Origin of the sequence: Pseudomonas sp. NPDC087029 (assembly GCF_044745345.1) — a bacterium.
In the GTDB taxonomy this organism is placed as follows: domain Bacteria; phylum Pseudomonadota; class Gammaproteobacteria; order Pseudomonadales; family Pseudomonadaceae; genus Aquipseudomonas; species Aquipseudomonas faucium.
The window spans coordinates 24,864-35,650 of the sequence record NZ_JBIVAB010000001.1; the positions used below are offsets into that span (position 1 = coordinate 24,864).

5 protein-coding genes are annotated in these 10,787 nt (G+C 60.0%); 2 read left to right on the top strand and 3 right to left on the bottom strand.

Annotated features, from left to right (window positions below; genetic code table 11):
• Nucleotides 1-27 precede the first annotated feature (27 nt).
• The 3 genes from ACIPG5_RS00155 to ACIPG5_RS00165 all read right to left on the bottom strand — a co-directional run bounded on the left by ACIPG5_RS00155 (nucleotide 28) and on the right by ACIPG5_RS00165 (nucleotide 8,457).
• A complete protein-coding gene (locus ACIPG5_RS00155) occupies nucleotides 28-2,544 on the bottom strand; it encodes a fimbria/pilus outer membrane usher protein (protein ID WP_401372699.1) in 2,517 nt (838 codons plus the stop codon).
• A gap of 212 nt (nucleotides 2,545-2,756) precedes the next feature.
• Complete coding sequence (locus tag ACIPG5_RS00160) at nucleotides 2,757-7,850, bottom strand: RHS repeat domain-containing protein (RefSeq protein WP_401372702.1); 5,094 nt, start codon at nucleotides 7,848-7,850, stop codon at nucleotides 2,757-2,759.
• Nucleotide 7,851: 1 nt separating this feature from the next.
• Nucleotides 7,852-8,457 carry a hypothetical protein gene (locus tag ACIPG5_RS00165; protein WP_401372705.1) on the bottom strand — a complete coding sequence of 202 codons (606 nt, stop codon included), beginning with the start codon at nucleotides 8,455-8,457 and terminating at the stop codon, nucleotides 7,852-7,854.
• Nucleotides 8,458-8,676: 219 nt separating this feature from the next.
• Between ACIPG5_RS00165 and ACIPG5_RS00170 the strand changes: the two genes are divergently transcribed.
• Together ACIPG5_RS00170 and ACIPG5_RS00175 are read left to right on the top strand one after the other, a co-directional pair.
• Complete coding sequence (locus ACIPG5_RS00170; RefSeq protein ID WP_401372708.1) at nucleotides 8,677-10,506, top strand: hypothetical protein; 1,830 nt, start codon at nucleotides 8,677-8,679, stop codon at nucleotides 10,504-10,506.
• A 47-nt stretch (nucleotides 10,507-10,553) separates the two neighbouring features.
• A partial coding sequence (locus ACIPG5_RS00175) for a hypothetical protein (protein ID WP_401372711.1) occupies nucleotides 10,554-10,787 on the top strand: 234 nt, incomplete at its 3' end.

The following is a 10,787-nucleotide window of genomic DNA, read 5'->3' on the forward strand; positions in this document are numbered from 1 at the left end:
GGGTGACGGTGCGCGCGCCTGGGCAGCTCATGGCGCAGCGCAGCGCAAGGTTTGCATGCGATAGCCCTGGTCTTCCTGCATGCTTGAAGGGTCGATCGGCAGCTGGCACTGTTGCCCCGCCTGTTGGCCCCAGCTCGCGAGCAGCGTCTGCGGCTGCGAATCGGTAGCGACCAGTGCCTGGCCGGCCTGGCCGACAATCGCCAGGTGCTCACCTTGTTCGGTGCTGACTCGGGTGCCGAAAGGCAGGGGGCTGCCGTCGGCCTGCTGCAGGGTGAGGATCAGGCGGCTGACCCGGCGCGCCTTGAACTCGGCCAACACGATCGCGCCCCGGCGCGGCACCACTTGGGTGGCTCCGTTTTCGATTTCCACATCCGGCCCTACCTCATCGGTCTGCAGCGCAACCTGGTTGATCCGATAGGGGCGCATGTGGGGGGCCAACATATAGCCGCTGCTATTGGTTTTCGCCCCGGGCGCGTTGTCCACAGCTACACCGGCTACGTCAGGCACGTGGACCAGCGCAGTGGTGTCGCCCAGGTAGGAGCCAAGAACGATGCCGCCGGCATGGGCCACGACAGCGCCACTGGCGTTGATCGACACGCTGCGGTAGTTGCTGCCTTCGGTGTAGCCGCCGCCGAGGTTGACCATCGGGGTTTGGTAGCCTGCCGAAATGGCCGCCGAAGTCCGCTGTTGTTCGTCGTTGGCCAGCGACGCCTGGTAACTGAGCCGATTGTCCGAGGAGCCACCGTTGACACTCGCGCGTTCGCTGAAGCGGCCATTGCTTTCCTGCACATCGAAGCTGGCGCTGCTCGATGAACCCATATCCAGCGGAATGGTCACGCCCAGGCCGACGATGCGATCGTTGCGCCCGTCGTTGTCCAGCGACTGTGAGGCATAAAGGTTGAGACTGACGCGACGAAACCGCGTATTGAATTGAAACTGATACTGGCGCCGCTGCAGGTTGCTGTTCCAGTAATCATCCTGGGACAAGGTCAGGCTCAGCGAGCTGTTGCTGAAGTTCTGATAGACAGAACTCTCCAGGCGGCTGCGGCGATTGCCCTGGTAGCGGCTGGAGGCATTGCGCTGTTGAATGGCCTCTTCGAATTCGCGGTAGCCTTCGGTGGAGTAGCGGTAGCCGGCAAAACGCAGGCTGGTGCCGGTCTGGAACGATTTGCCATACCGCGCGGAATAACTTTGCCCTTGCACCTGGCCCTGTTCGCCCAGGTCTGTGCGTGCCTGGGTGACATCGAGCGACACCGCGCCGAGTTCAGCGAGGTCCTTCGCGGCGCCCAGAGTGGCGGCATTGTAATACTCGCTACCCAGCAAGCCCCCGTACAGGGTGGTGCTCCAGGCGCCGCCGCGGGCCAAGGTGGCTTGCCACAGGGCAGGGTCGTCGAGGTTGTCGGCACTGTCGTAGCGACCGGCCGCAATGTTGTAGCGCCAGACTCCCTCACGCAACAAGTTGCTCAGCGTCGAATAAGGCTGGATGAACCGGCGCACCTGGCCGTCCGCCTCGGTCAGGACGATTTCCAGGTCGCCGCTGCTGCCGCCGATGCCCAGGTCGTTGATTTCATAGGGGCCTGGCGCCACGTAGGTGGAGTAGATCGGATAGCCGTTTTGCAGCACCTCGAGCTTGGCGCGGGTTTGCGCCACGCCACGGATCACCGGGGCATAGCTCTGCATCACATCGGGGAGCATGTCCATGTCGGTTGCCAGCTGCACGCCCTTGAAGGGTACGCTGCGAAACACATCGCCATTGGTGAAGGTTTCGCCCACGGTTGCAGTGCCCCATTTGCCTGGCAGGTCATGCTGGGCGTAGGTATTGATGTGGGTCCAGCTTCGTTGTTGTTGCCCGTCATCGCGCCAGCTCTGGCTGCTGCGCAGGCGCCAGCCGCCCACATTCAGCCCGCCGTTCAGGTACAGGTCCTGGCTACTGCGCGAAGGGCCAGCGGTGCCGCTGTAGTTTTGCGCCGAGGCCTGGTAGTTGACGAAGGCTGCGGTGATGCCCGAATCCCAGCGCTCTGGCGCGACACTGCCGGCAACGTCGCGGCGCAGGGCGAGCTGTGGAATCGACAGCGCCAATTGCAGCTTGCCTGCGTCCAGTTCGAAGGCGGCATGGGGGATCAGTTCGGGCAGGTTGACGCATTGGTCGTCGCTGGGCAGTGGCGTGTCCAGGGCCTCTTCGCGCAGGCCAAGTTCGCGCAGCAGTGCAGCGCTCAGGCAGGGTTCCAACCCCTTGCCGTCGGCGCGTTCGCGAAAATCGATTGGGTGGCGCCCGGCCGTTGCCAGGTTGACCAGCACTTCGACCTGGTAACGGCCTGGGGCCAAGGTCGTTTGCGCAGCCAGCGAGCGCAGCGCCGAGGCGCTTGCGTCACTCGACTGCCCGGGGGCAGCGCGCATGAAGTTGGGGTTGAATTGCAGCAATTGCTCTTCGGCGAAGGCGGCGGGCGCGGCAATTAACAGCAATAGGCCGCAACGAGTTGCGCGCCACTCAAGGGATGAACGGATATTCGCCAATAACTGCCAGCGCAGGGAAGCATTTTGCATGGATGGGCACCTTTTACGCGCCGCTTGTAAACAAGAACATGGGGCTACGGCCCATCCCTGGAAGTATCAGTTTGTCAGCGGCAAATTTGACGCGACAATAAGATGGTCGTGAGAACTTATATGTAGGAAAATTCGCATTTGAAGGCGGAAATCCCTACAAATATAATTCATGGCATGTAGGTGGGGACGGCCCGTCATGGGCCGTCTCGGGTTTATTTAGGATAAAGTAGGTGAGGATTTTGTGGCGAGTAACTTGGATTGCCGAGGTTTTCGACCCATCGGCCGTCTTCCTTTTGGAATCCAAGGATACTTCCCGATGACACTAGTTTCGTAGGAGGGGCGGGCTGCACTATTGGTACGGGGGGCGCGGGCTGAATAAAAGGTGTCGGAGAAGTTTCGAAAAGTGGGCTGATATCATAAATTTCTGGCTCAGGCGTGATTTTGAATTTGACGGTAGGGTTTTCTAGGGCGAATACATCAGAATATCTTGCATCACCGCTGCCAACGATGATCTTGCCAATGTATTCATTTTTGACTCGAGGCGCTGGCAAACCTGAAGTTGAGGTGGCAGTGGCAATTGAACGCGGTTGTGTAGTATTAACACCCTTCGAAGCAGAACTTATTAAATCATCGGTGCTCGTCGCCGCATCCGCACTGCGAGTTCCGAGTTCATTTGCCACGTTTTTTACCGACATGAAGCGGCTCATGGCGATGACTCCCAAGGTACTCACTGCGCTGGCGATGCCCAGCCAGAATGACCAGTTATTGGCTGTCTCATCACCGTTGGCAGCAGCAACGGCTGACGCGGCCGTGGACGCGACGTCCAGGCCAAGGCTGGTGGCACCGGCGGCGAATGCAAGGGTAAAGCCTACCGGTGGCAAAAATATCAAGCTGACCACTGCGAATATTGCGCCCAGCGCTACGCCCAGCCAGGATCGCCAATCACTCTTCGGCTTGGGCGCCGGTGTAGGCGGGATGAAAGGCAGTTCGACACTGTACCGTTCACCCACGTGCCCGCTTGGGTCACGCCAGTTCACGGGGTTGCCGCCGCAATAGCTGTAAGGGTTGATGCCTGCATCTTCCGGATACAGTTCGTCGGGGCTATGAAAGCGCATCAGTACCGGGTTGTAAGCGCGGTAGCCACGCCCCAGCAGGTACCAGCCAAGGGCGCGCTCGCGGGCTTCGCCATTGAACCCGAGCAGGCCTTGCAGGTTGCTGTCGGCGAGGGTTTCGCCGTAAGCGTTGTAATGCGCCTGCTCGAGCGTGCTGCCATCGCTTTCGCCAATCACGCTGCCGTTGGCGTCGGTCAGCAGCAGCCGCGTGCTGTTGCCGCTACCCGATTGCTGCAGCCCCGCAGGCTGGTCCGCAGCGTACAGGTACTGGGTGAGCAACCCGTTTTCCAGCGTGCTGCTCAGGCGATAGCCCTGATAGCGGCGCTGCACTTCGCTGGCGTTGCCTTGGGTCGAGCCGACCAGATCGCCATGGCCGTCGTAACGGTAGCTGTGCAATAGCTGCGAGCCGTCGGCACTGCGTACCTCCATCAAACGCCCGGTCGGGTCGTAGAGCAAGCGATTGCCCTGTTCGTCGTTCAGCAGGTTGCCGTCGTCGTCGTGGCTGAAGGCTTGCCTGGCGGGGTAATCCGGTTGCAACGTATGCGTGGCCTCGCGCAACAGGAAGCCGTCGTAGACGTAGGTGGCCACATCCATGCTGCCGTCGGCGAAGTCGGTGTAACACTCGGTCAGGTTGTTCAACGCGTCGTAGATGAAGAACTGACTGACGATCTGCCGGCCGCTGCCATTGCTCGGCAGCTCGGAACCCTCGAAGCGGTGATGCTCCAGGCGGTCCAGCACGTCGTAGTCGAAGCGCTCATGCAAGATTTCGCTGCCGTCGCGGCTCAGGGTGCGGCTGTACAGTTGGTCGTCGGAACGCCACGACAGCTCCAGGGCATGGATGAGCGTGGAGCCATCGGTACGTGTCAGGGCCTGGGTGCGCGATGTTTCCCTGCCCAGGTCATCGTAGAACTGCTTGCTCAATAGCCGCTGGCGGTTTGCCGCATCTTCGGTCTCGGTGCTGTGCAGGCGTCCTGCCGAGTCATAGCCGAAGGTCGCCAGCAAGCTGCCTTGGCGTGTTGTCTGCAGCCTGCCCAATGCGTCATAGGTATGGGTGATGCTGTCGCCGTCGCTGGTGGTGACGCGCAATGGCAGGCCTTGCAGGGAGTGGCTGTAGTCGCAGCTGTAATGCTCGCCGGTGATGCTGTCGTCCCAGAGCGCCTGCTCCAGATAACCCTGGTCGGTGTAGCGGTAGCTGCGGGTACCTTGCGCATTGCTGGCATCGTTGATTGCCGCCGTCAGCGGGTGGTAATCAAAGGTGGCTTGGTTGGGGGCATCGGCAGCCTCTGCCGTGGTGATGCTGATGCTCTTGGGCTGTGCCGACAGGCTTGGCTGGTAGGCAAAGGTAAAGGTGCGACTGCTGGCTGTGGTACGGCTGAGGGGCAGCACGGTGTTCTCGACGTAGGTGTACGCTTCACGCCTGGCGCCCATGTGCAATGACTTGAGGCGGGCGACACCGTCGAAATCGCGCTCGCATACCAGCTGACCGTTGCTGCTGTTGCGTGGCCGCACCTGCAGTCGCTCGGTCAGCTCGGCACTGCTGTGCAGCGCAAAATCACGCAGCACTGCCGATTTGTCCGGCTGCTCGGTCTGGGTGATGCGCCCCTGTGGGTCAAATCGATAGCGTGAGGCGCGCCTGGAGGTGCTGGACGTGCCGGTGGGCTTGTCGAAGTAGCGCGCTTCGTCCGTGCAGTGGCCAAGGCCATCATAAGCAAGGACCCGGCGTCCCATTATCTTGCCGTCCGATGCGATCCTGAAGTGCTGGGCCGGCTTGCCGAGACTGTTGGTTTCGGTGACGGTGTGCTGCTGGCGTTCGCCCGGGCGATCCGGGGTTTCCATCCACTCGGTGATCTGGTCACCGTCCATCCCGAAGGGGGTTCGCTCGCGGTGCACGGTGACGCCATCGGCCTGGGTGGTTTTGCACAGCTCACCCCAGGCGTCGTAATCGAAGCTCGAGGTGAGTGCGATGACCTGTTCGGCAGCCTGGGCACTGGTCTGGTAGTAATCGTAGACGGTCAGGCCGCGAAGTTGCCCCAACCCATCGTAGCGGCTTTCGCTGACCAGCTTTTTCGACCGTGCAGCCCCGGCAGCTGCCGCTGTTTCCCGCTCTTCCTGCACCGGCCGGTTGCAGCCGTCCAGCGTCATGATCGACATCACGCCGGTACTTTCGATGACCCACTGCGTAGCCGTTTCACCGCTATTGGTGACCTGGTTGTAGCCATGCACGGTGCGGCTTTCGTCAGGTGTACCCGGTGCAACCGTTTCTTCGGTTACCCGCCCAAGGACGTCGTAGGTGATACGCACGGCGTTGCCAGCGCCGTCCTCGCCATAGGTCTGCTGCCCGCTAAGGGCCGACGCGGCTTCGCTGGTGCTCATCTGCTCCAGGTCGAAGCCTGACACGCTGGTGTCACGCCAGTGCTCCAGGCCCCATTTGTCATCGCGCACCTTCCGGTAGCGCCAGCGGGTACGGGTGGTGCGGCTGTCGATGGCTTTGCGCAGAGGGTTTACAAGGTCATTGCCATAGCGCGTGATGGCCTGGTGATCAGGCCGGCCGTGCAGGTAGGCGTCGCCTGGGGTTTCCAGGTACTCGCGCTCGACCAGCTGCAGCAACTGTTCCGACTCATCGGCCTGATCGGCATTGAAGATCTGCAACTGCCGTTCTTCGCTCACGCCCAGCCACGGGTTGCTGATGCCGGCTAGTGGCAAATAGGCTTTGTAGCTCAGGCGCGTGCGCATGACTGGCGCATCGCCTTGCTGGTCGAGTGGGTAAACGGTCGTGCTTTTCAGGTTGCGCCTGAAGTTTTCCGGGTCTGGCGGGCAAGTGCCATCCTCACCCGACTCGCCCTGTTCGTGATAGTACGCATAGCGGGTACGTATGCCGGTAGGTTGCACTTCCTCGATCAGATTGCCTGCATCGTCGTACAGGGTGGTGACCTGTTCGACACGGACTTTGAAGGGGTCGTCGCGCAGCGTCCAGCGCTTGGTGATGACATGCGGCAGCTGGAAGTACGGCGGTTGGTCATCAAAGGGGGTATCAAGCTGTTCGTGGTACTGGGTGAGGGTTTCCTCGACATGGCCCTCTTGCTCAATTGCCTGGCGCACCAGCAGGTGATGACGATTGTAGGTCTGGGTGCGTGTGCGGATCTCGGTTGCGCCATCCCAGAAATGCGCGGTCACGCTGTATTGATAGCTGGGCTGGGCACGGTAGAGGTTGTCCTCGCCGTTGTCCTGCCAGGTAATGCCGCTGTTGTAACCGACAAAATTGCGGTCCAGCCATTGCTGGCTATCGGGGTCGTAGTGCTTGTAGGTATAGGTCGTCTTCAACGGAGGCTGGCCGGCCCCTGGGTAGAGGGTGTGCGTGGTGACCCGAGGCAAGGCTGCACGCTGGCCATTGGTAGGCAGAATGTGGCCTTCATCCTCGTAGGCCACCTGTTCTTCCGCGCCGGCGGGCGTCCACACCTTTCTTACGCAAAGCAGGTCGCGCACCGTGCCGTATTCGATACGCCAGTTCGCGCCTTCTGCACTGGGCAGGATGATCTTTTGCAGTTCGCGGTTGAACATCTGCAGCGTGTACCGTGCATGGTACAGCTTGCCTGGAGCGGCATTGGGATGCAGGTCGATGGTCACGCCGCCGGTGGAGTAGGTGAGTTTCAGCAACTGCTGAACCTGGTCGTCAGCATCGCGATAACTCAGGGTTTCCAGGCGCACCGGGTTGCTGGAATAACTCAGTGAAACCGTATGCCCCGCCGCCGAACGGACTTCGGTGGGCAGGTACACCGGTGTACTGCCAGCCTGGCGGGTCAGTACTTCCACCAGGCCGGACTTGTGCACGACCCGGTAACGGTCTGCACCCTGCGCGGTGTCATCGTGGAAGTGAAAGGTATCCAGTTTCTTTTCCCGAATCCCCGGCTGCTCGCCGCTGCCGGTCACCTTGAAGGTTTCCCCGCTGTGCAGTGTCAGTATCTGCGTGCCAGGTACATACTCGGTGAGGGACAGCGCCCAACCCTTGCCGAAGCCGGAATCCTCATCGTTCAAGGGGTTGAAGGCCAGGCGCAACGGCAGTTGCGGCCCGATGAGATCATTGCCGGCCAATACCGGCAATGCAATTGCCAATGTGTATTGCCCCGTTCGCGGGTCAACGCCGTTCTGCAGGAAACTTTGAAAGTTTGCAGCATTGGAATGGATGACACTGGACATATCATTTGCCCCCGCGAGTGGCGCCGGCAGATGTTTTGATCTCTACGCAGCTGAGCGTGCCTTGATTAATAACACCTTTGTAATCGACCACTTTGAAACCAATACTGCGGGCATTCGAGTCGCTGCCGACGTTGGTTATATAACCGCGATAATCGGTTATTTTATCCAGGCCGAGTTTTTCCAATGACGAGAGTGGCCGAGTGGTTTCCAGTTCAATCCAGTTACTGTCGCTTTCTTTGCTGCAGTGCTCTTGAGCCGTCATTTTATCGGACAGGATGAACGTGGCCGCCGCCGGAGCAGAACGGATGCGGATCGAGTGAGGTTTGAAAATCTTGTCTTCATCTTCCTCTGCGTCTTCATCGCCTTGGCAGACGTCGGCCTTCCTGGGGTAGAACCTGACCGTGGTGTTGGAACCTGTCCCCGGTACATCGGCCGAGCAACTCAGTTCGGTATTGTTGTCAACGGTTTGATAAAGCGTGAGGACGCTGGGTGGATCTTGGGCCGCCTGTGCGCCCAACGGTAGAAGGCAGCCCACCAGGACGCCAAGTGCAACATAACGGCCGCAATGGGCGGTGCGGAAGTGTGGCATGGAGTTCGCGATTTTCATGTGCTGGCCTCTGAAGTCTGTGATAACGCAGGGCGCAATATGCCTGCCGCGAAACAGCTTAAGTGCAAAATCAATAGGTATGCACCTGGCAGTTTTATCAGGTCGTCGGCGCTTGCCGGGTTGCCGGGAAGTGCCGCTGACCTGTCATTTCTACCAGTAGGCAGTTGCTGACAATCACAGTAGAAATATCGCCATCAACGCCCGACCAGGAGCAGGCGAATGGCCCCTCGAAGCAGACATAGCGGTGCACCGGTATCAGATCAGTTGAATCATGATCCCTTTCCCGAGATTCCACTTAGAAACCAATACGGAGAAATCGACGTTGACGCCCTGCAAGGCCAAGACTTGCAAGTGCTGGTAAAAAACCCCGCCCTTCAATATGGGGAGGAGGTTTATTTGATTTGGCGAGCGGTGGGCGCAGATGGTATGCCTTTCGATGAGCTGGGCGCAGCGGCTGAGGTCCCGGCAGATTATGACCCTGATATCGGGCTTGAACTGATCGTTCGAAACGCGGCGGTCGAGCCTTTCAAGGGGGGGTGGGCCTTTTGCTCCTACAAGCTCAATAGCCAAGATGATTCGACCCCTGATTCCCTGCGTCTGATGTGTTTCCTGGGCTTGGGTGATCGCTCAGGGCGGGCGGAAACGCTGGCGGTGGCTCAGGGTCGCGAATCCCACGATCGGGAGATCAACTGGAGCGAGCTTGAAACCGAAGGTGTGTTGATGCAGGCCCCGCCGTACCAAGCCATGCAGGTAGGCGACCGGGTCGAACTGGTGATCCGCCGTTTCAACAAAGATGGCGCGGAGCAAACGCCGGTGAGCGAGTTCCATGACGTAACCGAGCAAAACTTTGGCTTGCCGTTGCTATGGCCTGTGAGTAGATCCACCTTCACGCCGATTCGCGAAGGCTGGGCCGAGATGCATTACCAGATCGAGCTTGACGGCAGCCCCTTCGACTCACCCGTACAAGTGTTCCGCATCACCACAGCCCCCAGCCCCACTGACTTGCTGCCCTTGGCGAGCGTGGATGGCTACACAGGCGACCCGCTGGACCCGGGCAAGTACCCCACCGGTGTCACGGTCCGCGTGCCTGCCTATGCCGATATGCAAGCCGGTGATTACGTGATGGTGCATTGGCAGGAGGCAGGTACCCCAGACACCTTGCTGAACACCGCGCGGATGGACGCCAGCAGCCTGGATGCCTCGGAAATGGTGTTCAGGATTGGCCCGCAGGTGCTACGGACCGGGGACAACAAGCTGTTCTATCAATACGCCCGCGCCGGCCAGGCATTGACGTCCGAAACCTTGACCGTGGCGGTGGCGGCGCCGCGCAATCTTGTTGCCCCCGTCGTGGACAGGGCCACGGAGGATGGCCCGAACAAAATGGTGCTCAACGCGCTCAACGCCACTCAGGGGGCGTATGTGAACGTGCCGGACTTTGACCTGCGCCCGGGTGAGCGTATCGAAGTCCATTGGGCGGGTTACCCCAAAGGTGGCCAGCAGGTGGTCAGCGAGCCAGAGCCTGGTACGGGGCGGCGTTACAAAGTCGATCCTGGTGTTGTAGCGGCCAACATGCATCAAGCAGGAGACGTCGAAGGCAGGCGCTTCCCGGTGTTCTACAAGATTGTCGACGACCAGGGCATCCCGGTCGCCGAGTCGGCAGCTGTCAACCTGCGGGTCCTTCCCCTGGCACCGAACCCTACGCTCGCTTGCGTACAAGCGGAACCCAATGGCGACTTGAGGAACAGCAAGCTGGTCGCCAATGGTGCACAGCTGAGGATCACGGGGGCGAGCCTGTGGTCGTTCGCAGCGCCTGGGCAGTTGTTCACCATTCGTATTGATGACCTGGCGAGCGGCGTGCTTCGAAACAAGCTGCCTATCACTGCCACGGAGTTCGCGAACGCAAGGGTCGAGCAATGGTTGTCCAGGGCGGTGTACGCGCAGATGACCGACAACAAGCAGTACACGGTAATCGGCGAAGTCAGTTACGACCTCGGGGACAGCTGGCACCGGCTTCCAACGTTGAATTTGACGCCGCGTAAAACTCAATAACGCCGACATGAACAAGCGAATTGAATTCTGTCTCAAGGACCACGGATATGAACAACGCGATCTTTCCTCAAGCCTTGTCGCTTGAAGAGTATCTCAGAAGAATGGGTGAAAAACCCTGGACGTTTGGCTGGGATGCGCTGGTGGTTTTTGACCGCTACAAAACTAATGTCCTGCTGATGCAGGAATACATCGACCGGCTCGGCACCGACAAAAGCTTCCCGGTTTTCGAGGATTCCGAAATCGATGTGGCGGAAGGTATCAAGCATGCCTTGCTCGGCTTG

Excerpts from the sequence above, each read along its gene's own strand:
- ACIPG5_RS00165 (WP_401372705.1), bottom strand. The coding sequence starts at position 8,457 with ATGAAAATCGCGAACTCCATGCCACACTTCCGCACCGCCCATTGCGGC.
- ACIPG5_RS00160 (WP_401372702.1), bottom strand. The coding sequence starts at position 7,850 with ATGTCCAGTGTCATCCATTCCAATGCTGCAAACTTTCAAAGTTTCCTG.
- ACIPG5_RS00170 (WP_401372708.1), top strand. The coding sequence starts at position 8,677 with ATGGCCCCTCGAAGCAGACATAGCGGTGCACCGGTATCAGATCAGTTG.
- ACIPG5_RS00155 (WP_401372699.1), bottom strand. The coding sequence starts at position 2,544 with ATGCAAAATGCTTCCCTGCGCTGGCAGTTATTGGCGAATATCCGTTCA.